Origin of the sequence: Fulvivirga ligni, from assembly GCF_021389935.1 — a bacterium.
GTDB classification, from domain to species: domain Bacteria; phylum Bacteroidota; class Bacteroidia; order Cytophagales; family Cyclobacteriaceae; genus Fulvivirga; species Fulvivirga ligni.
Genome location: NZ_CP089979.1, coordinates 6,486,039 through 6,507,539, shown reverse-complemented (window position 1 = coordinate 6,507,539; position 21,501 = coordinate 6,486,039). Strand labels below are relative to the sequence as shown.

Genomic DNA, 21,501 nt, shown 5'->3' with positions numbered 1-21,501 from the left:
TTAAATCAGACTTTTATGAACATAGGTTATGCCAGGGTTTCCACCCAAGACCAAAAGCTGGAGGTGCAACTTTCAGAGCTGCAGAAGTACGGCTGTGAAATGATATTTAAGGAAAAGCAAAGCGCCATTAAAGAACGACCGGAACTTGATAAGATGATCAGCCATCTAAGGAAGGGAGATACCGTGGTAGTCTGGAAGCTTGACCGCCTGGGTAGATCTCTTCGGCACCTGGTGAACCTGATAGGTTCTTTCAAAGATATGAGAGTAGACTTCGTGAGTATCAATGACAATATTGACACCACCACCTCCCAGGGCAGGCTTATGTTTAACCTCTTTGCCTCCTTTGCCGAGTTCGAAAGAGAAATGATTAGTGAAAGGACTAAGGCCGGATTAGCACATGCCAGAAAGTTTGGAAGAAAAGGAGGGAGGAAGCCAGGTATTTCAAAAGAAGGAAAGATCAAAGCTTGGGCAGCATTGAAGCGGACCAGGGATTCAGATACACCTATTGCTCAGATTCAAAAGGAGCTGGGACTTTCTAAAGCTACTTATTATCGTTATCTTCAGTGGGCTCAGGGAGAGGAGAAGAGGAAAATTGCTTTAAAATAAAAAAAAATCTAAGTATTTGGAAGCTGTGAGCAACGATTTGGAAATTTAATTAGCTTCAGTCATCAGGTCATTCTTTATTAGAAAAATTATATGGGGACTAAATATATCAGTGACAATATTTAATTTAATTAAATAATGCCTAATTTAAATTGCGAATATGCACTTCCCAAAGGACATTTTTTCAATTGTGACCACGGTATAGAATATAACCAAATCCAGTTTCATCAGCCAAAATTTGATATTTCCAATCTTTGGATTCATTTTGGTTTCAGAGAGCAAGAAAAGTTTTTTAAAATTTCTAACCAGGATGGTCTTACCTTAAGCCTTTTACGACTCTTGCCACTTAGTATCTTGAACAATAACTATTATGGAATTTCAAAAATCGGAACGTTACCTTCTTATAGAGGAAATGGTTATGCATATCAACTCTACAGGTGCGCTATTGAAAGGCTTGATTTACCTATTATTTGTGATGCATCATTGACAATACCTGGTTCTTATAATATTTGGATGAAATTGATACACGAATCAAAAACCGATTCTTTCGAAATAAAGCATTTGGATACAAAATCCGAAGCTATTAAAGACTACGCTTATAAAAACCCCATGCCAAGAATTTGGGGTTATGATGAAGATATCCTTGAAATAATAAAGGATGATAAAGAAAATTTGGAGGATGCATACCTGGACGGAGAAGTTTCTGAAGAATTGTACAAATTCTTAAAACACCATTTAAATTTATTGGAAGATAGATCTCATGTTCGACTGTCAGCCAATAAAAAATAACATCCGTAGCCGCCATGCTCAACACAGTAGTTGTGATTTCCTCTGCTGGTGCCAGCATCAAATAGTTGCTGGTTCGAGCTTGTAGTTCGGACTTTACGTACCAATAGCCCTATTATATTTGAGCTCTTTTTTATGCCTCTTTAAAAGTGATATTCCTCATTGTCGTTAGTTCGATTCAAATAAATGAAATTATCTCAATAAAAACTTTAAAAAGCAATCAATCTTCATCCTGTCTCCTTTTAAATAAACATATTTGATTACTGCATAAAATCTGATTGAAATGGAGCTCGTAAATTATTCAAAACCTCACCTACACGAAGAACAAAGTAAACCGTACCCTGTAGATAACCAATCCTTCCCATACACAGAAATCTCCAATCCACGCAGATTTGAAGAACTGTTATACAGCATTTACCAGCTGAAAATTGAAAAGCAAGAGCTAAATGACTATGATGACATAAGTTTGATGAGCGGAGTTGCAGAACAAGCACGAGATGTTGTGATGTTTTAGGAATGGAAAAGCCCATGGTATAATCCAATGCAAAAAGTATAAACACAACCTAGCCAAAACCGATTTTGGAGGGGAGATTACAAAATTAATACTGTATAGCCTTTTGGATGATAGAATAATCCACGACACCAACGACTTTACATATTACATCGCAGTTGCTAAAGATTTTACGGCACCTTGTCGCGACCTAATTACTGACTTTAATAATCAGATCCTTAAGGAACCTGAGTTGGAGGGTTGGATATCAAGTAACTTAAACATGCCTACTCTGCGGTCATTAAAAATGACAGATTGTGCAATTATAGTGCGGGATATTCTTTCAAGAGATTAATGTAAAGAAAATTATTCCTAGTGATTTGGATTTGGAACTTACGGATAAACCACAATTGCAGCCACTATTTTCTCTGATTCGCTCAGTGACGGACAATACAGTTACTAAGGAAATTCTTAACACTCTTAAATGGTTATCTTACTGAAGAGGAAATTTCGAAACAACTGTATAATGGCTCAATCAGCTTGTTATCTGAACCAAACACTTTTGAAGGTATTGAAGATTCTCACATACTACGCAATGAAACTGAGCAATTGATTAATTGGGTTCAAAGTGAGGCCAAAAAAGATTCTAAGGGAAATATTCAGAATATATGCCTATCGCTGGACCAGCCGGATTTGCAAGACTGTGATTCTGAAAAGATTTTTTCTCAAAGTGTCGGTCATTGGATCTTCCCATTTTGGGTTTGAAGACAGATAAACTTTACTCTTATACAATTACTGATCTTCAAAATAGTATTGGGCTTACCTTACCTGTATTTGATTTTATAGAGAGATGTAAAGCTATATATCGCACTACAATCATTGTCATAGACCAAATCGATGCCCTATCACAATCAATGTCCTCTGACAGAAGATTTCTGGATGTCTTTAAAGGGTTCATTGATCGTTTTGAAAATGATGACAATATTAAAATAGTTATTTCAGTTCGTAATCAGGATTTGAACTATGATCCCAGTTTAAGACAGTTTAGAAAAAATAATACTATACAAGTTACCAAGCTTTCTTCAGAACAAGTATTCGAGCAACTTGAAAAAATTGGGATTGTCAAGAATCGCATATCAGATAGCTTCTGGAACTTCTAAGAATTCCAAATAACCTAAATATATTTTCAAGAATAGCATCTGACGAAGACAGCTTAAAAGTAACTACGATACAAGAATTGTACGTAAAAATTTTGAATCAAAAAGTGTTACAGATTCCAGAACGCGTCAAGACTAATAAAACTAAAGTTAAAATTGCTCTTTATTCAATTGCTGATAAAATGTTCAGTAGCCAACGAATAAGTATTTCCGTTTCCCAATTTGAAGATTTTTCAGATGAAATTGATTATCTGGAGAGTGAACAACTGGTCAAATGTGAGGGCAAGCAATTACAATTTTTCCATCAATCCTTTTATGATTTTATTTTCGCCAAACAGTTTGTAGAAAACAGATCAGACTTAATCAATTATATAAAGGATTCTGAACAATCAATTCATATTCGCTCGGCAGTAAAAATGATAATTACCTATTTGAGGGATTATGATCCTGTATTGTATTGCAAGTATACAAAACAGGTTATTTCAGATGAGTAGATATTTTTTCACCTTAAGCACATTATTTTTCTAAATATACTTTTTCAATCAAACCCCACTCAGGAAGAGCAGGACTTGATAAAGTTTTCCCTGATAAGTTCATGGAACTATAGCTTTTTATTTTATGAACATGCATACAGCAGCTATTGGTTGGAATTTGTCATAGATAATTCCTTACTCGAGTTGCTCAAAGGAGAAGCCAGGAAGATTAAATCACCTGAACGGAAATTAGTAGATGAGAATTTTGACGAGATTATATCGAATTTGCAGATTAACTTTTTACGAAAACATGTCGAAGTGAATGATCCGATGGCATGGAAATATTTTAAGCAAATTGAAGATACTAGAAGGTTATACAAAAAGTACTATACTTTGTGAAGGATTGGAGTAGTTCTGATCCCCTTTTCATGCTTGCTAAGTGTCCGGATTTTATAAATTCAGAAACTTCGACATATTCCATGTTCTTGAAAACATCATAAAATATAATGAAGACTTTGTGCTTAACGTCTTAAAAGGGAATCTTGTCTCAAGATGATAAAAGAGCATATACCAAGGGAGACTATGATCAAGTTCTGAAATCTCTATACAAACTAGCTCCACAAAAATTATTTCCTATACTGCTCGAAGGTATGAGGAATGATCTTTATAAAGATTCTGGCACTCAAAATGGCTTGATAAGAGATTGGACTTATAGTCGAATTGAATTACATAATAATGACCATATTGGTGCTCAGGAATTTTTTATACCAAATGCTCGCTCGTTATCTAAAGGCAACTGCGTCAACTCACATTGACGATTTCTTAGAGTTCTTCCATAGACTTAAGTCATCAAATCACGATACCATTCTTAGATTGTTAACCTTTTCCTTAAATGGTAATGAGGATAAATTTACCAATGAAATTATAGAATTGTTCAACCATTTTAAGCACTTAGGGCTTTTGACTTATCGCGATGATCTGGAATACGAATTGAGATCATTAGTTGAGAAGAGTTTTCCGCATAATGAATGCCGAACAGCAAAATATCATACTGAATACCATACGAAGCTATAGAGGGTAAAAAAGAATTAAGATTCTGGACTACTGACGAGGGTAAAACCATACTTCGCTTTGAATGGGGTCTATCTAAATATTATTGGTTACAAAGAATGCCCATAGATATAATTCAATCTAACCCAGACTTGAAAATGTCTCTAATGGAATTGAGAAGAAAATTCTCAAAACATAAGGATATTCCAAAGAGGCGGAGTGTAATATTCTGGTGCCGTTCACAGTCCTATTCCGTCAGGTGCGCAAAATTTTATGAAGAAGAAGCATTGGCTAATGTCTTTCAGAAAATATGATACTGACGAAGATAGGTGGGGAATGGATTTCTTAAAAGGAGGCAGATCAGAGCTAGCATCAGAATTTGGAAATATTGTTAAGCAATATCCCTCAACGGAAAAGTTAGAAATAATAAAAGCGGTTATAGAATCAGATAATCTCCCCATTGAATATGCTATAAGCGGACTCTACGGCTGGACCCAATCGGGTGCAGATTTGAACTTGATTTTGCCTTTGTTTGAGAATGTTCTGGAAAAGGATTTTTCTAATCAAGAAGTATATATCACATCCTTAGCGGGTAGTCTTGTTAATCAAGATAAGACATCCTTGAAGGTAATTAACTATCTTGTAAAAACTAGCTTACGATTTAAAAATGAAAACGCAGCTACTTTTGTTGCTGATAATGCCAATACTAGTATAAATGGGCTTTATACAACAGCCATAAATACTTTACATGGTGATGCGGTTAACAATCTGCTTCGTACTCGTGATAATAGTTTTAAGAAAACTATATTCGATACTGTTGCATACATTTTGGAGAATGGGCCTCCAGAGATCTCGAGCCGCAATCTACTTTCGCTTCCATTATCTCAATAGATTGAATAGAGATGAGGCTCATGATCTTTATGTAACCTCATTTGTTAAAGAAACTAATATACATGTTATTGCTACAGCTATCCAGTCATTGCCATACTTCCGAACTAATGGGATTAGAATATTAGATGCACCAATTAGGTTGTTGATTGAGTCAGGTTCTATGGGGCAGTGAAGACAGTGATTATTTATTTACAATTCTTTATGACTCATATCTCTACGAGCAAGAAGGAGCCGAAGAGTTACTACCAATGTTTTTAGATTCTACTAATTATAACCGTTCTAAAGCCATAGGAGAAATTTTAAGTAATTATTATAAAGTTGAGGACTCTAAAAAAAAGAGTGACTATTTACTAGAATTAATCTTACTAAAGGCCGATAAGGAGGATTTCAATGACATTTTTTGGCATTTCAGCGATGCCGGACATGTCGCACTTCAGGACTTATACAAAATCATTAAAAAAACCTCATCAAGTCTAAATATTTTAAATTAACAGATCAATTAATTAAATATTTGCTTACCCAAAATAGTCAAATTTCCTTTTATGGCAGTTGAATTATTTGAATTTGCCCTAACTAATAATAAACTACAATTAGGAGACCTACCCCACTATCAAGTTGAAGATAAAGCCCTTAATTTTATTGTCTCAACTTATGAGACAATTACTGATCATGACGATAGGAGCAAAGAGATGCGAAAAAAAGCTATTACAATCATTTGATATAATAATCACCGATTTTAGATTTATAAGTAATAAGGAGAAAAGATCAATGAACTCTTTTTAAGCTTAACTGAGGTGAAACAACTTCAAAAGTTATATAAGAAAGATAATGTTTTGGGTGATCTATGAAAATGATAATACTGATTCATCTCAGAAGGCTGAAGGTTATTATTCCGTCGCCGACATGCTCGCCATGTATGTTTACCACTGCTTACGTATACACTGACTTCGCTATTCGGCTCAGACTTTCAAAGCCCTACCCACTGCCCTTATACATTTTTAATTTTAAATTAGTGAGATTGACCTATAATACGACAAAAATGAATGCTTTAGAAGAATTTCATAATAAGTTAGATTCTGTTCCGCTTGATGTTACCAATCAACATGATATTATTAAAGAGTTACAAAGAGTAAATGAAATACTTAATAAAGAAGGGTTAACTGAAATTTTAAAAAAAGTCTGAATTAGAACGACAGTGCTTTGCTTTGAGGGTGTCCTTTGACCAAGATTCTGAAACTGGAAAAGTTAAAGGTGTGACTGGGCAAATGAGTGGGAAGAGTAAAAAATGAGGAAGGAGAAAAAGTTCCTATTGTTTGGCCAGATATAACCCAGTTTACTGAAAACGACTTCAAATATATTGAAGAAAGATATAAAAGCACTAAAAATCTTTACGCCAAAACACACTTTGGTTTAATCCTATATTTTCAAAATTCAACTGTTTTCTCACGTCATAATGATTTCAAAAAACAGCTTGGTGGTGACTTATTTGAACTTGCTAAATCATATAAGGATAAAACATTATCTTCAGAAAAGAATAAACGCTACATTATTCATCTTTACCAAGCTATCAAAGCGGCTCTCCAAATTGGAATTCGATCAAAGTTTCACGATTTAAAAAACAATATTGCTTCATGGTTGATAGAGCTACACAATGGATGGGATTTAGATAGAGATGACGCCCTCCGAATTTTACTTAGATGTAACACAATTGTTTGTTGACAATTATAAATATGTCAAAAATGAGATCATACCGGAAAATATTCTAAAACAAAATTTAGTGGGGGTTGAAACACAAGCAAAGAAATACAAGTGGGGAGCTATTTACATCCTTAATTCCTCAAGTGTTTTGGATCAAAAAGCGGGATTAGAGTATTTCAACTATAAAAAAAGAAAAGCCGAATTGTATGAGCAATTAGCGAAGGAGGCTGAAGGTACGCCTAGACAATTGGCTGCGATAGGATTTGTTGAAGACGCACTACGCCTTTATAGGGAATTGAAAGATGAAGAAAATATAGAGCGCTTAGCAAAGTGGTATCAAGAAATAAGAGGAACGGGTAATTTTGGAACTGTTCAACAAGAGCTAGATCAAGATCATGTAAAGGCTGTTGCTGAAAATATTAATAAAGAAATTGAAGCAAAAAGTCCTCAGGAAATATTACAGACCTTATCTATTTCACAAATGTTTTCAAGCCTCGAAGTAATTGAAAAAAGTTCAGAAGAATCAGTTTCGCAGAACGGTTCCTTAAGATTTTTCGGAAATTCTGTTGGGACAAATTTGGAAATACAATTGCAAAATATACTACTGAAGAAGAAAGAAAGCTCTTTTCGTTTTGGCAAACCTATGGTTTTCACTATCAAATCGGTGTACAATGGCTAACATATTATTTCATTCAAGCTTACAAGAATGATAAAATTAATTTTGACGCTACAATTGAATTCTTATCAAATTCTTGGCTAAGTGCACCGATTTCAAGAAACTATAATGGAATTTTACGCAATATAAAGCCAGTTGAAATATTGATTCCTCCAATTCGCCTACTTTTTAATGAACTAGAAGCTTGGTCAAAAGATAAAGACTACGAATTCAATGCAGTTGTCTTAAATGACTCTTTGACACTTAAGGTTGAAGCCTTATTACGATACATGTGTGAGCATCTAGGTATTCCTACCTTTAAACCAAAGGATAAAGGAATAGTAATGGAAAAAAACATAGATGATATCTTGGCCGATATAAAAGATGAACCAGAAAGTCCTACTGGATTCAGTGAGGACGACAGACTATTTATCAAGTTTGTGTTGAGCGAAAAAGTAGGACAAAATTTAAGAAATAAGGTTGCTCATGGTTTATTGGACATTCATGATTACGACTTTGACAAGATCATAGTTGTTTTTACCATAATATTGCGTTTTGTGAAATACCGATTTGTGGAAGAAGAAAGTAATAATGATGACACAAATAATTAAAAAACACTGCCAGTCATTTTCATTATTAAATAATTAAATTCACCTCGAAAAATAATATAGCTTATATGCTCGTATATTATGAGGAAAGCAAAAAAAATTAATATAAATGGAACATTATAGACTGGAATTTAGTGAAGAGCAACAATGGCTGAGAATGGACAATTATAGTCATGATGCTAATACTAAAGGCTTCATCACTTTAAAAGAAAGATGTACAGATACGGAATATAAAATTTTCCAGGCATTCTTAACCCGAAGAGATGGGAAATTATTGAAGGATTCAAAATTTAATTATCGTAATGCGGATGTATTAGAAGCCATTGAACAATTAGAGACTTTTCTTCAAAATCTGTCCAAGTATAATTTGAGTATTTCAGATAAATGACTCAACTAGCATGTGAAGTGAAACATTATACACGTTCACTAATTTAGGTGTTTATTCTTATCAATGGTACTTTGAAGACTTATAGCTGATAAGCCACAATTAATTGTTGCAAAAGTAAATAATTTACTATCTTAATTACGATGAAATCTGTTCTAACAAATGAGTATTTAAGTGATTTTAGTTCTAATGAATTAAAAAATGCGCCTAATAAGCTCTATTACTCTGGGGATTTAGATCTATTGAAATCCCAGCGCAAGGTTTCTGTTGTTGGTTCTCGGAAAATATCTCATAAAGGATTGAAAAGAGCTGAAATAATAACCAAATACCTCACTAACCATAATTTCACCGTAGTTAGTGGTCTTGCCCAAGGGGTCGATACAATTGCGCATACCACAGCCATTAATAATGGTGGAAAGACTATTGCAGTTATAGGTACTTCATTAGAACAATTTTATCCTAAAAATAATCAGAACCTTCAGCTGGAGATAATGAACCATCACCTTTGTATTTCTCAGTTTTCTGAAGGACACCCTACCCAACCCAAGAATTTTATTTTACGCAATCGCACTATGGCTTTGATTAGTGATGCAACTATCATTATCGAAGCTAGTGAGCAGAGTGGTACTAGGCACCAAGGTTGGGAAGCACTTAGGTTAGGTCGTAAGCTGTTTTTACTTTGTAGAATCTTTCACTGAGAATAATTTATCTTGGCCAAATGAAATGCTTGAATATGGAGCTCAAAAGTTAACTAGAGGTAATTATCAGGAACTATTAGAAGAAGTTCCTTATCTCATTTCGAATAAAGAAGCGGTGTTAGAATAGTGTGTGCTGGAGATGGAACAAATTCATTAAACTACGCTGGAATAGCAAATTACCTATCCAAAAATACTGGCGAGAAGGGAGAACAATCCCGTCAAATTTGCGCAGCACTTAAAGCTGGAAGGCAATCAACCATAAATTCTGTGATAGGCGCAATAAACAAAAACTTATCTTTTTTCGAAGGTTTTTTAGGGCCCAATACCACTTTAATCCCAATTCCAAGAAGCACTCCATTATTGAATGGAGGAATATGGCCAGCAAAAATTATTGCGGATGAATTAGTCAAAAACAATCTTGCTAATACCTCTATTGAAATTATTCAAAGAACTAAGCGTATTTCTGCATCTTCTTCACGATCCTCAGCAAAAGATAGATCTGAAGTTCATGAACATCGGGCTTCTTTACAAATCTCACCAGAGATTATCCATACCAATAATATTATACTAGTAGATGATGTAGTGACCTTAGGTAGAACTAGCTATGCTTGTTTTCTTGATTTACAAAAATATTATAGTGGCCAAAATATTATGCTTTTTTCTGTTTTTGTGACCAAAGGTCTTGAAGAGCATAAAACCTTGGACATCATTACTCAACCACAAAGTGGAATTATCACATTTAACAGCACCACAGGTAAAACCACAAGGCAAGATATAAATAGTCTATAATAGTTAACTATAAAATCTGTGGGTTGAGCAAGAAGTTTTCTATTCTTATCTCATATATATGAGATAATTTTTTTATTTCATGTGTCAATAAGTAGTTTATTTATTCCAAAGTATAAGGTTATTGCGCCTTTTGAATTTCTAGCTATCCAACCTTATTATTAATAGAATTCAGTGTAGCTCTAATGATTAGAGGTTTTCGAAACTGCTATTAATATTTAATATATACTCTAGTTCGGTTGCATTGCAAATCATGGTTTTCTTGAATCTAAAAATTTGTAATCATGAGCCAGTTCGATCAAAAAGTATTTCAATCTCGATTTAATGAATCACTGTCCTACGCAAAGAAAATAATTACAAAATTTTTTACTGATGGTGATTTACAAAATGACTTACTCCAGGACTATTCTTATGAGATCTTATCCAAGCCAGACAAGTATTTCAACTTGCTAAAAGGTAAAAGAACTACATATTTTATATTGCAATCAAAGGCCGCTCATATCCGAGCTAAAAATAGATCGTATCTATATCATGAGTATATAGAAAATCCAGCCTTTTCCTCTGATTCCTTTGATACTATTTCTGAGCCAGCCGAATATGCTTCTGTTTCCATGGAAGAGAAATATAATGATCATCTCGAATCTATTCTCCATTCAATATTTCCTCCTAATGGTAGAAAAGGTTCTGTCCTGGCTTATGAAAAACAAGTATGGCTATTAAAAGAGTACAAATCAGGTGGCTTGAGCACTCGAGAATTCTGCAATCACCATAAAATCTCTACTGCTACACTTCACAGGCTTCTAAGTCAAGGTCCTCAAAAGGTGAAGCCTTCTATTACTCTCCAGGTGATTAAAAAGTTTATTCTTGAAAACAAGAAATCCATTGAAATAGCAGAGGAACTCAATATTTCAAAAGCTTCAGTGGCTCAGCAGCTATATAAGGGCAAGCAAAAACTGAAAAAATATTATGGCGATCATTTTCGTAGAAAGAGAGAGATAAATATTTCAATTAATTAGTTTCCATATTGGAAACTTTTTGGTAACTTTATAATGGCGCATAACTGAGTATAATCCAGTTATAATATAATGACTTTAAACCAGTAAGATTATGGAAAGCAGAGAATTTATTTATTTAACAAAATTTAAGCAACATGAGAATAATCTCTGTAGGTACTCTTCACAATTTTCACAAAAAGAACCCAACTAGCAAGACAGGACTAGTTTTATGGATTAAATCAATGAAATCGGCTCAAATAGAGAAGCCTAATGACATTACCGAGCTATTTAATAAAAGTAGGATTATCGATAATAATAGGGCAATCTTTAACATCGCTAAAAATAAGTTTCGATTGGTAGTAGCTTTTAATTTCTCTACTTCAATTGTCTATATCAGATTCATTGGTACCCATGCCGACTATAACAACATTAACCCAGAGACAATATAAGAGACATTACATTTAATTATACAACATTGGAACTCAAACCCATAAGGACTGAAAATGAATATTTACAGGCTCTTCAAGAGGCTGAAAAGATATTCGATGCTCAAAAGGGCACACCTGATGGAGATAGACTTGAATTACTAGCTATTCTCATTGAAGATTATGAAGATAGAGAGTTTCCTTTACCTAAGTTAGACCCCATCGAATCTATCAAGTATGTGATGGAGGAAAGAGATTTTAATCAAAATGAAGTTGCCCATATTTTTGGTGATAAAGCAAAAGCTTCTTTGGTTTTAAATCGTAAAAGAAAGCTTAGCTTAACCATGATTAGAAAGGCTCATGAAGCTTTACAAATACCACTCGATATCTTAATTCAAGATTATTCTACAGCAGGTCCTAACTAATAACTAGGACTTTTATTCGCCCGAAAATTTATACGATCAATCATCAAGTAAATTTTAATTAGGAAACCACATCCTTACTTGCTTTTATAAAATTCTCTTCCTTTTTCTGTTATACTATATTCTGTGGATTGACCCTTTTTATTTTCTTTCACAAATCCGTGATCAACACAGTAATTTATTGTTTCTGTGGCAACTCTGGTGGCTCCAGATAGAACGCTATATGTCACTAATAAATAGTTTTCACCTGCTAAATCTGTTGAGCTATTAATTATTAAACTTAAGAAGTCTTTAACAGTAAGGTCTTTTGCCATGTGGCGCTCTATACTTTCTTTCATTACCTATCAATTACCGTTGTGCTTATTTCTGTAGACAAGTATAATTATTTCTTTTGGAAAGAGCATCGGTAGGGATCTGATAGGATATCCCTGCTATCTGTTACAATCTGTCGATTTTCACGACTATCAGGTTTAGAATGCCTGTGTTCGCCTGTACTTAGTTAGCCAGCTTTATCAAGTAGGAAGTAATATCAATTATTCCAAAAAATAAGGTTTGTATGAATAAAGTAGCAAGCTATCACACCTTAAACCGGTGCCCTTTTTACCTCACGCTCAACCTAGCTGGACTTCTTAATCCCTAAAACCTAGAAGGCATTACATAATTATTTTCACTTAAATACTTTATTGTAATGAATTTCAAAATGCAAGACTCCGTAGTGCAGACTAAAATAGTTTCTGAAATCCAACTGGTCTATAGATCCAAAATTAATATTAATGATAGACCAATAATTCAGCCATCTGAAGATGCTAATAAGATTTTTCATCAAGTATGGGATGAGGATTTGATGCTTCGTGAATCTTTCTATGCCATGTATCTCAACCGACAAAATAAGGTGCAGTCTGTATTGAAAGTAAGCACCGGAGGGACTACCGGTACTGTGGCTGATCCCAGGCTTATTAGACTGGCCGTTGGCGCAATGGTACGCGATCTTATTAAGGTCTATCATCAATTATTAAATTATGGTCATGAGTGGTGTGATCCTTTAGGTAATTTGTATGAAGAGATAACCTCAAAGCGTAAATCACAGGCTTTAGGTCAGTTTTTCACTCCTGAGCACCTTTGTGATTTAATGGTTCAACTAAATTATAGTGAAGTCATTTCTAATGCGCGAATTTCCGACCCTGCTTGTGGATCTGGCCGAAATTTGTTGGCTTTCCATGTGGCTTATCCTGGCAATTATGTATTCGGTGAGGATATCGATCTGATGTGCTGTAAAATGGCAGCTATTAACTTGATGGTGCATGGATGTCAAGGTGAAATTATACATCATAATTCGCTCGTTTGCGTCAATCAGTTTCAAACCTACCCTGATGATGTCTGTGATAATACTCACCACTAATAATCCCGAGGAGTATTTTGATAGTTAATGTCTTACCCTTTTGCTTTGTGCTTGTTGATGTTTGAATTCTTTTTCCGGATCTATGAATTGGCTTACATCGATGATTCTGGAAAGGTCATTGACATGATCTACAGCTCGAAGCAAGGCAATAAAATGCAGCATGGAGATACCGGCACCACCTTCTAGCCTGGTGATAGTAGTCCTGCTCACACCAGTGTGCTTTGCCAACTCCTGCTGTGTAAAAGAGCTATTGATTCTTGCCTCTTTAAACCTCCTTCCCATTTCAGCTAATATTTCTCTGTTTGAATTAAATCCAAAATCCATGCTTTAAGTTTAATACATTAAACTCTTAATTCAGCATTAATGCTTTAAATATGAAACAATTTAAGCCAATATAGGGTTTCCAATTAATTGGAATTTTTGGGTGTTTGTTGATTGAGTAGAAATTAAATCTCTTTTTGGGTCATATATTTATATCATTAGGATACTATATTTCTTGATTTGCTATTTTAAAATTGGATCAAAATTGCGGCTGTTATGAACTCTATTTTCTGTTAGCATTTTATGAATATCCTGGTAATCATAATATAGAACTCCGCCTATTTTAGTGAATGGTAGAGTGCCGTTTACTCTTAGATTTTGCAATGTACCTGGCGAAATGTGTAACATGGTCCTTACCTCTGGAGATCTAAGCCATTTTTTTACAGGGGTTCCGGCATGTTCTTTTAAAATCTTTTTAAACTCATCAATTAGTTCAAGTTTAAACTCTCTTAGATCGTCTGTGGTGATAATTTCTGTTGCCATAATCTTTACGTTTAGTTGTAATACTAAAATGTTGAGATATGCTATACTTTTTTCACAAGTAGGGGGAAAGATGGTAAGGATTTTAAAATAGTAAAATCGAATAAGGCCTTCATCCTCCAGCCGCTTTATTCCGTACCTCCATTCAGCAGCTTTCGGAACCCTTGGTAAGAGAAGAACTATACAGCCAACGCACCTTCCTGCCAGACATAGTTCTACCCTTACCTTTTGCCTAACCCTAGTAGCTGTCTAGCAGTGACCAAAGCGATTATTAAATCATTACCTCCATTCCCAGGCAAAGTTTTATTTTCAGAAAGAACCTGTCAAGGGTATATAAACAGCATCATGGCTCCACCTGCCCGAGCTGCCCTTGACAGAATCTTTCCTCAAATAGTTAAGGCCTTTAAGAGGTAAGTGCACTGAAAATTTGATAAGCTTTTTGTTAGATAGTTGAGGGAGCCTCAAGATTATATATTGGGAAGCTTCTTAGAAATTAGCAAGATGTACAAATGTATACATTTGGATCTTGGCCCTGGCTGGGCAAGATGCCCTTGCCTCGGAACTCGGCGTTTGAGAATACAGATATTAAATAATCTTTGTGGGAGTATTGTTAGGAGGAGTTATCTATAGGAGATATACCAATAAAGTTATATGTGCTTCAGCATTTATTTCATCTTATCCAGTATATCTTTTAATAGCTGAGTCTTTTCTCTCTCACTAGCTAACAACCTTTCGAATAATTCCATGATTTTTTCCATGGGATTAATATTAAAAGTAGGATGATGATTTATGGATCCAGATTGATCATGAAGAGTGCTAGAGATAATATTAATAGCTGCCTCTTCACTAAAATTCTCAATAGCTTCAACAGGTACTTTCAATACTTCCGCCACTTGCTTCAGTAAATCAGCTTCAATCTCTTCTTTTTGCTCGAGAAGAGATATTTTACGTTGGTTCCAATCATCACCAAGCTCAAGAGCTAAACCTTCTTGTTTGATGCCCAGCATTTCTCTAAAGCGCTTTACATTTCTTCCGTGGTGTATTTTCTTCTCCATGTGATTTCAGCTGTTTGTTATACAAATATAATAAAACAAAGAATAATTTACGTGGGTAAAATACCTGCTTGCATTACTAAAATACCATGTGGGTATATGGAATAGCAAAACTGTGATATCTAGATTGAAGGAATAATATCACGCAATTAAAAGTTTGTCATTATGAAACTACATCTAGAACGCCCCAGATTTCCATTCTTTCGCATTCAAGTGGAAGAAGACCTTATTCTCTGTCTAATTCAAAAGCAGCTCAATATCCATTGGCTACTTTGTGATTTGGAGAGTGTTGGCTTTGATCCCTCCGGCTGGGCCATCAGCCTGGAGTCTCCCATATTTGCTTTAGTTGGCATCCGACCGGATGATGATACCTATAATTGGTTCTTTGATATGCTTACCGATCATATAAAGAAAATGGAAGAAGCCAAGGATGAATACTCTACCAGCGAAGCTTCAATAGCCATATTTCAAGCCTTAAAGGCTAGGAAACTAAGCTCGGATGCTAAACAGCCTGTTAAACTCGCCTGATTATCGACAGAGCAAATGAAAACTATGGAAATCAACAGCTTAGGCCAATGCTCTTATCAGCAACTGATTAATGTTATCAGGGAGGTGGTGAAGCCTGACATGATTTATCTACTAGGTAGCTCACAGCGGGAAATAAAAAGTGAGAGTATTTTCATTTCTAACCCCACAACGGTGAATTATACTTCGGAGTACTACCTTTTAATTGTGATTCCTGAACTGAATGACAAGAACACATATGAGTGGGAGGAAATTATTGAGTGTCGCTGTAAATCTATCATTCCCATAATTTGCATTGTATTACAGACTAGCATCTTTGAAAAGTGGTTAAAGGCAGGTCATAGTTTTGCTGTAAAAGTCTTCCAATCCGCTGATATTATCCACAGCTCTCAGAGGTCACTATTTGATGATGTCACACTTGGAGAAATTACAGATCAAAAAGAAATCAAAGACTTCTACAACACCGGCATTAATAAAGCTAAAGAATTTTTAAAGACAGCAGAGCTATGTAGGTTAAGTGACCAAAATGCTCTTGCCATGTTCATGCTGCATCAGTCAGCCGAGCAAGCACTTACTGCCTTGATCAAAGCCGGAACAGGCTACCACAGACGTACCCATAATCTTAGTAGGCTAATTAGATTGTCAGGTTTAGTCACTAATGAGGTGAGGAGCATATTTCCTCAACACACAGAGGAAGATAAGAGGTTATTGAAGCTTTTGCAGAGTGCTTATAGTGATGGGAGGTATAAGAGGGAGTATAGGGTTCGGATGGATGATTTGTTGTTATGCATCCGTCATGTTTCTGTAGTCTTAGAAATTTGTTGTGAAAGAGCCAATATTGAGCTGATCCACCTTTAGATGTTAGATTGAATTTTATTGTTCATAAATAATTCTTGTTCACGTTTCGTGAACATATTATATTTGTGAACATGGAAAGAGAAATTGTCGATATTGCTCTGCAAAACCTAAAAGAAATTAAGGCAACCTGGTCTCAGATTGATCCGATTGAGGATGGACAACTGCAATTTGAGATTAATGGTAAACATCTTGTATTTGTTGCTGAGGTGAAAAAAGAGATTCGGAACCATCAACTACATCAAATTGAAAAAATTCACAGAGAAAAAGGTAATGTAATTCTTATTTCTGAGATAATATTTCCTAAGATCAAAGAGCAACTGAGAGAATTGGGTATAGCCTACCTTGAAAGCAATGGTAATGTTTTTATAAAGACGCCAGATATTTTCTGGTATGTGGATACCAATAATAAATACCCCATACGAAGTGATAATGCTAATAGGGCTTTTACCAAAACAGGACTAAAGGTTGTATTTCATTTATTGCAAAATGCTGATCTTATTAATAGAGCACAGCGTGATATTGCTGAAATAGCCAATGTGGGATTGGGCAATATTCCACAAGTTATTGATGGGTTGAAAAAAACTGGATATTTAATGGTATTGAGAAAGAAAACATATGTTTGGAAAAATCGAAGAGAACTTCTGGATAGGTGGATTAATGAATATGCTACTCAGCTAAGACCTAAATTAATTAGAGGATATTATCACATTCAAGGGGCTTGGGATGATATAAAACTGGATAATGAATTAACGGCATGGGGAGGAGAACCGGCAGCAGATTTGCTAACTAATCATTTAAGGCCGGAAAAGTTTATCTTATACACAAAGGAAACAAGCATTAGCCTGATGAAGAACTACAGGTTGATTCCAAGGGAGAAGGGAGAACTTGAAGTGCTTGAGATGTTTTGGGACAATAAAGGTCGTGGCATAGTTCCTCCAATGTTAATATATGCAGAATTAATGGTTGAGGGAGGCAAAAGAAATACTGAAACTGCTGAAATGATTTTTAATGAACACATCCAATCAAAGTTATAAAGAACTTGCAATTCCCTTTTTCAAGGAAGTTTTTGATCATGTTGATGAAGTCATGATCAGTCATAATATTCCTTACTATCTAATTGGGGCTAGTGCCATAGCTTTAGAGCTTCTAAAAAAAGGAAATAAGCCAAATAGAGGGACAAAGGATATTGATTTTGCAATCATGATCTCCTCAATACATGAATATGATGACTTGACTAAATCTTTTGAAGCTAAAGGTTTTAATAAGGTTAAAGCTCCTTGGACATTTTATTCTCCCACGTATAATGTGGCTGTTGATATCCTTCCTTTTGGAGAAATTGAGGAACATGATACTGAACAATTCCATCAAAGATATTCAGATCTACATGTTCTGGGGATGAAAGAAGTTTTGGAGGAACCTGAGGTAGTTCAAATTGAGAATCGTTTTGTCAATATTCCTCCTTTGCCAGGAATGATACTTTTGAAACTAGTTGCTTGGAGTGACAGGCCAGAAGAAAGGGAAAATGATCTGGTAGACATTTTACTCATTATCAAATACTACTTTGAATTCAATTATGATGAAATTTTGGATCATTACTATGATACATTCCCAGCGGAAGGGTTTGACCCATTGATTATTGCTGCTGAGGTTTTAGGGAGAAAAGCAGCTCAGTTTCTAAAGAAATCGGATGAACTTGCTGAACGCATTTATATGGTACTCGATCAGAATATTGACAATGAGAAAGAGTCTGATATAGCCAAAGAATGGGCTAGAACTAATGATTGGGAAATAGCTTATGCCATTAAGATTTTAAAAGCTTTTCAAAACGGAATTTTGAAGTAATCATTAATAATAGAGAATAGCATGTGGAAAAATAATTTGTTATGAATTTTTAGGTCATTATCTTTATGTAAGATAAATTACGAAAACAATTTTGAGCACCAATTCGTGTACCTCTAAAATGAAAATTAACGTAACTAATTGATATTCAATAGATATTAAGGGGAGGTTATAATCCAGTCATCCCGACAAGAAAGCAGAATCTGTAGAAGGTTCTGCTTTTTTATTTTAACCAAATGAAAAAAAACTCATTTCGCCTTCGTAGGCGTCTCCATCTGCGAAACTGCTGCCAATCCAACCTAATCCTTATTTATAACCAGGATTTGTAGAGCTCAGCATTTGTACTGCTTACTTTCGGCACTCCATCTCCACAGTTCTTTACTTTTTTGCAATCGACCAAAAAAGTAACAAAAAAGTCTTTCTTGCTGCAAGGTCTTCCGAGAGCTGGAGCATTTTATAGATCGCAACTACCACTAAGGACTTGAGATGAGCCTGTTTTTCAACATTCTTTCATTGCACGACTGGGCAGCAAGATTTGTGTTTATACCTAACTTAATTAACGGATGCGTAGGTCTCGATACAATTAAATAGTTCGAGCTGCATCTCATTTTACTATGATGGCAATATCTATCAATGATTCAATTATTTAACATTTAAATCTTGTTTTATTAGAAACTCTATAATAGTTCTTATATTGTCACAATATGAGGTTGAGGAAATTTCCATTTTACAGGCAGTTGGATGTTACAGATTGTGGCCCCAGTTGTTTAAGAATGATTGCAAAATATCATGGAAAATCCTATTCAGTAGATTTTCTGAGAGAAAAATCAGGAATAACTAATGAAGGAGTTTCCTTTAGTGGACTGGCCGAAGCTGCGGAGAGTATTGGGTATAATACTCTTGCTGTCAGAATAAATTGGAAAACTCTCTTGAAGGAAGTGCCACTTCCTTGTATTGTGCATTGGAGAGAGCGTCATTTCGTAGTAGTATATAAAATTAAAATGAATAAAGTTTACGTGGCCGATCCAGCACACGGACTTGTGAAGTACCAAGTGAGGGATTTCTTAGAGGGATGGACAGGTGAAGGTTACGAAGAAAAAGCTACAGGCTATGCGTTGGTTCTAGAACAGACACCTGAATTTAAAGGAATGTCTGGAGGTGTGGATAAAGCATATGATTTCACCTTTTTGTTTTGGTACTTTAAGCCCTATGGTAAATATATACTACAGCTGGCCTTAGGATTATTAGTAGGGAGCTTATTGCAGCTAATTTTTCCATTTTTAACCCAGGCTATGGTTGATTATGGCATTAATTACCGCAACCTTAATTTTGTCTATCTAATTTTGATGGCCCAATTAGTCTTGTTTGTATCGCAAACAACTGTGGAGTTGATTCGAGGATGGATTTTGTTGCATATGACCAGCAGGATAAATATCAATTTAATTTCAGATTTTCTCATGAAATTAATGCGATTGCCAATTGCTTTTTTTGATTCTAAGAATACAGGAGATATTGTACAAAGGATTTATGATCATGAACGTATTCAGGAGTTTATCTCAACTACTACCTTGAATACCCTCTTCTCTGCCTTCAACTTGATAATATTTGGTGTGGTTTTGGTCTATTATAGTGTGCCTATATTTGCCATATTCTTTATTGGTTCCATTATCTATTTTGGATGGACCTTGCTTTTTTTAAAGAGAAGGAAAACCTTGGATTATAAGAGGTTTGATAGGTCAGCTGATAATCAAAGTAGCATTTACCAACTGATTTCTGGAATGCAGGAAATCAAGTTGAATGGGTCGGAAAGACGAAGAAGGTGGGAATGGGAGGCAATTCAGATCAAACTTTTTAAGGTATCCATAAATAGCCTTACCCTGTCGCAAATACAAAATACAGGAGGTCGGTTTTTAAATGAATTGAAAAACATCCTGATCACCTTTGTTGCGGCGAAATCTGTAATAGATGGAAGTCTTACATTGGGTATGATGTTATCCGTTCAATACATTATAGGACAGCTAAATCTTCCTATAACCAATTTCATAACTTTTATCCAAAATGGACAGGATGCGAAATTAAGTCTGGAGCGCCTGGCTGAAATCCATAACAAAAAAGATGAGGAAGGTGATGGGGAATTCCTCACCAAATTACCACTGAACAAAAGCATACGAATAGATAGCGCAAGCTTCAGATATGGAGGCGAAGAATCTATAGATGTGTTGAGTAACTTGAATATTGATGTGCCGGAAGGTAAGGTGACAGCGTTGGTAGGTGTGAGTGGCAGCGGAAAAACTACCCTGATTAAGCTTTTGCTCAAATTTTATGAACCTTATCAAGGGACCATCTCAATTGGAGGCAAAGCACTAAAGGCTATTAGTACGCCTTATTGGAGGAAGAACTGTGGAAGTGTTATGCAAGATGGGTTCATTTTTGAAGACACCATTGTAAGAAACATCACTGAGTCAGATTCTCAGGCAGGCATAGACAAGGTAAGATTGGAACATGCTGTTAAAATTGCTTGCATTGCCGACTTTATAGAGCAACTTCCGTCAGGGTACAATACCAAAATAGGAGGTAGTGGAGTTAACATTAGCGGTGGCCAAAAACAGCGCATTCTAATCGCCCGTGCGGTATATAAAAATCCCGCCTACATTTTCCTGGATGAAGCCACCAGTGCGCTTGATGCCAATAATGAAAAACAGATTATGGAAAATCTGGAAAAATTTTATCAAGGTAAAACGGTGATTATAGTGGCGCATAGATTAAGTACGGTGAAAAATGCTGATAAAATTATAGTGTTAGACCAGGGGAGGGTTGTTGAAGAGGGAACCCATAGGTATTTAACCGAAAAAAAAGGTATGTATTTTACTTTGGTGAAGAATCAACTTGAATTAGGAAATTAACA

Annotated in this window: 29 protein-coding genes; 25 read left to right on the top strand and 4 right to left on the bottom strand. The window is 35.2% G+C overall.

What is annotated here, in order from left to right:
* Positions 1 to 15: 15 nt before the first annotated feature.
* From LVD16_RS27585 to LVD16_RS27495, 19 genes are all read left to right on the top strand, one after another.
* Positions 16 to 606 carry a recombinase family protein gene (locus tag LVD16_RS27585; RefSeq protein WP_233771523.1) on the top strand — a complete coding sequence of 197 codons (591 nt, stop codon included), beginning with the start codon at positions 16 to 18 and terminating at the stop codon, positions 604 to 606.
* Between the two features lie 135 nt (positions 607 to 741).
* Entirely contained in the window at positions 742 to 1,392 is a 651-nt protein-coding gene (locus tag LVD16_RS27580; protein WP_233771522.1) for a hypothetical protein, read from the top strand.
* A 280-nt stretch (positions 1,393 to 1,672) separates the two neighbouring features.
* Positions 1,673 to 1,903: a hypothetical protein gene (locus LVD16_RS27575; RefSeq protein ID WP_233771521.1), complete on the top strand. Its 231-nt coding sequence runs from the start codon at positions 1,673 to 1,675 to the stop codon at positions 1,901 to 1,903.
* Between the two features lie 737 nt (positions 1,904 to 2,640).
* Entirely contained in the window at positions 2,641 to 3,039 is a 399-nt protein-coding gene (locus LVD16_RS27570) for an AAA family ATPase (RefSeq protein WP_233771520.1), read from the top strand.
* 92 nt (positions 3,040 to 3,131) lie between these two features.
* The gene (locus LVD16_RS27565; protein ID WP_233771519.1) at positions 3,132 to 3,530 is read left to right on the top strand and encodes a hypothetical protein; all 399 of its coding nucleotides are present in this window, start codon (positions 3,132 to 3,134) and stop codon (positions 3,528 to 3,530) included.
* A gap of 521 nt (positions 3,531 to 4,051) precedes the next feature.
* Complete coding sequence (locus tag LVD16_RS27560; RefSeq protein WP_233771518.1) at positions 4,052 to 4,324, top strand: hypothetical protein; 273 nt, start codon at positions 4,052 to 4,054, stop codon at positions 4,322 to 4,324.
* Positions 4,325 to 4,832: 508 nt separating this feature from the next.
* Entirely contained in the window at positions 4,833 to 5,450 is a 618-nt protein-coding gene (locus LVD16_RS27555) for a hypothetical protein (protein ID WP_233771517.1), read from the top strand.
* Positions 5,451 to 5,596: 146 nt separating this feature from the next.
* Positions 5,597 to 5,941 (top strand): hypothetical protein, encoded by a 345-nt coding sequence (locus tag LVD16_RS27550; RefSeq protein WP_233771516.1) that lies wholly within the window; start codon positions 5,597 to 5,599, stop codon positions 5,939 to 5,941.
* Between the two features lie 51 nt (positions 5,942 to 5,992).
* Positions 5,993 to 6,169: a hypothetical protein gene (locus LVD16_RS27545; RefSeq protein WP_233771515.1), complete on the top strand. Its 177-nt coding sequence runs from the start codon at positions 5,993 to 5,995 to the stop codon at positions 6,167 to 6,169.
* Positions 6,170 to 6,489: 320 nt separating this feature from the next.
* Positions 6,490 to 6,633: a hypothetical protein gene (locus LVD16_RS27540; protein ID WP_233771514.1), complete on the top strand. Its 144-nt coding sequence runs from the start codon at positions 6,490 to 6,492 to the stop codon at positions 6,631 to 6,633.
* A gap of 86 nt (positions 6,634 to 6,719) precedes the next feature.
* Positions 6,720 to 7,169: a hypothetical protein gene (locus LVD16_RS27535; protein ID WP_233771513.1), complete on the top strand. Its 450-nt coding sequence runs from the start codon at positions 6,720 to 6,722 to the stop codon at positions 7,167 to 7,169.
* Entirely contained in the window at positions 7,159 to 7,827 is a 669-nt protein-coding gene (locus LVD16_RS27530; RefSeq protein ID WP_233771512.1) for a hypothetical protein, read from the top strand. The genes LVD16_RS27535 and LVD16_RS27530 overlap by 11 nt, the downstream gene beginning before the upstream one ends.
* A 140-nt stretch (positions 7,828 to 7,967) precedes the next feature.
* A complete protein-coding gene (locus LVD16_RS27525; protein ID WP_233771511.1) occupies positions 7,968 to 8,414 on the top strand; it encodes a DUF4209 domain-containing protein in 447 nt (148 codons plus the stop codon).
* Positions 8,415 to 8,520: 106 nt separating this feature from the next.
* Positions 8,521 to 8,799, top strand: a complete 279-nt coding sequence (locus LVD16_RS27520) for a hypothetical protein (protein ID WP_233771510.1) — start codon at positions 8,521 to 8,523, stop codon at positions 8,797 to 8,799.
* A gap of 140 nt (positions 8,800 to 8,939) precedes the next feature.
* Positions 8,940 to 9,494 carry a DNA-processing protein DprA gene (locus tag LVD16_RS27515; RefSeq protein WP_233771509.1) on the top strand — a complete coding sequence of 185 codons (555 nt, stop codon included), beginning with the start codon at positions 8,940 to 8,942 and terminating at the stop codon, positions 9,492 to 9,494.
* Positions 9,495 to 9,620: 126 nt separating this feature from the next.
* Complete coding sequence (locus LVD16_RS27510; RefSeq protein ID WP_233771508.1) at positions 9,621 to 10,283, top strand: hypothetical protein; 663 nt, start codon at positions 9,621 to 9,623, stop codon at positions 10,281 to 10,283.
* Between the two features lie 281 nt (positions 10,284 to 10,564).
* A complete protein-coding gene (locus LVD16_RS27505; protein WP_233771507.1) occupies positions 10,565 to 11,296 on the top strand; it encodes a sigma-70 RNA polymerase sigma factor region 4 domain-containing protein in 732 nt (243 codons plus the stop codon).
* Positions 11,297 to 11,430: 134 nt separating this feature from the next.
* Positions 11,431 to 11,724 carry a type II toxin-antitoxin system HigB family toxin gene (locus LVD16_RS27500; protein WP_233771506.1) on the top strand — a complete coding sequence of 98 codons (294 nt, stop codon included), beginning with the start codon at positions 11,431 to 11,433 and terminating at the stop codon, positions 11,722 to 11,724.
* A gap of 26 nt (positions 11,725 to 11,750) precedes the next feature.
* Entirely contained in the window at positions 11,751 to 12,125 is a 375-nt protein-coding gene (locus LVD16_RS27495; RefSeq protein WP_233771505.1) for a helix-turn-helix domain-containing protein, read from the top strand.
* A gap of 74 nt (positions 12,126 to 12,199) precedes the next feature.
* Here the strand turns inward: LVD16_RS27495 and LVD16_RS27490 are convergent, their stop codons facing one another.
* Complete coding sequence (locus LVD16_RS27490; protein ID WP_233771504.1) at positions 12,200 to 12,460, bottom strand: hypothetical protein; 261 nt, start codon at positions 12,458 to 12,460, stop codon at positions 12,200 to 12,202.
* A 350-nt stretch (positions 12,461 to 12,810) separates the two neighbouring features.
* Between LVD16_RS27490 and LVD16_RS27485 the strand changes: the two genes are divergently transcribed.
* Complete coding sequence (locus LVD16_RS27485; protein ID WP_233771503.1) at positions 12,811 to 13,521, top strand: N-6 DNA methylase; 711 nt, start codon at positions 12,811 to 12,813, stop codon at positions 13,519 to 13,521.
* A gap of 24 nt (positions 13,522 to 13,545) precedes the next feature.
* Here LVD16_RS27485 and LVD16_RS27480 read toward each other — a convergent pair whose 3' ends face one another.
* From LVD16_RS27480 to LVD16_RS27470, 3 genes are all read right to left on the bottom strand, one after another.
* Complete coding sequence (locus tag LVD16_RS27480) at positions 13,546 to 13,845, bottom strand: helix-turn-helix domain-containing protein (protein WP_233771502.1); 300 nt, start codon at positions 13,843 to 13,845, stop codon at positions 13,546 to 13,548.
* A gap of 180 nt (positions 13,846 to 14,025) precedes the next feature.
* The gene (locus tag LVD16_RS27475; protein WP_233771501.1) at positions 14,026 to 14,325 is read right to left on the bottom strand and encodes a helix-turn-helix domain-containing protein; all 300 of its coding nucleotides are present in this window, start codon (positions 14,323 to 14,325) and stop codon (positions 14,026 to 14,028) included.
* Positions 14,326 to 14,987: 662 nt separating this feature from the next.
* A complete protein-coding gene (locus LVD16_RS27470) occupies positions 14,988 to 15,377 on the bottom strand; it encodes a helix-turn-helix domain-containing protein (protein WP_233771500.1) in 390 nt (129 codons plus the stop codon).
* A gap of 162 nt (positions 15,378 to 15,539) precedes the next feature.
* Between LVD16_RS27470 and LVD16_RS27465 the strand changes: the two genes are divergently transcribed.
* The 5 genes from LVD16_RS27465 (at position 15,540) to LVD16_RS27445 (ending at position 21,499) form a co-directional block, all read left to right on the top strand.
* Complete coding sequence (locus tag LVD16_RS27465) at positions 15,540 to 15,902, top strand: hypothetical protein (protein ID WP_233771499.1); 363 nt, start codon at positions 15,540 to 15,542, stop codon at positions 15,900 to 15,902.
* A gap of 15 nt (positions 15,903 to 15,917) precedes the next feature.
* The gene (locus LVD16_RS27460; RefSeq protein ID WP_233771498.1) at positions 15,918 to 16,757 is read left to right on the top strand and encodes a HEPN domain-containing protein; all 840 of its coding nucleotides are present in this window, start codon (positions 15,918 to 15,920) and stop codon (positions 16,755 to 16,757) included.
* Between the two features lie 71 nt (positions 16,758 to 16,828).
* The gene (locus LVD16_RS27455; RefSeq protein ID WP_233771497.1) at positions 16,829 to 17,791 is read left to right on the top strand and encodes a type IV toxin-antitoxin system AbiEi family antitoxin; all 963 of its coding nucleotides are present in this window, start codon (positions 16,829 to 16,831) and stop codon (positions 17,789 to 17,791) included.
* Entirely contained in the window at positions 17,766 to 18,599 is an 834-nt protein-coding gene (locus tag LVD16_RS27450) for a hypothetical protein (protein WP_233771496.1), read from the top strand. Before LVD16_RS27455 ends, LVD16_RS27450 begins: the two co-directional genes overlap by 26 nt.
* A 701-nt stretch (positions 18,600 to 19,300) precedes the next feature.
* Positions 19,301 to 21,499: a peptidase domain-containing ABC transporter gene (locus LVD16_RS27445; RefSeq protein WP_255697754.1), complete on the top strand. Its 2,199-nt coding sequence runs from the start codon at positions 19,301 to 19,303 to the stop codon at positions 21,497 to 21,499.
* The last annotated feature ends 2 nt before the right edge of the window (positions 21,500 to 21,501 follow it).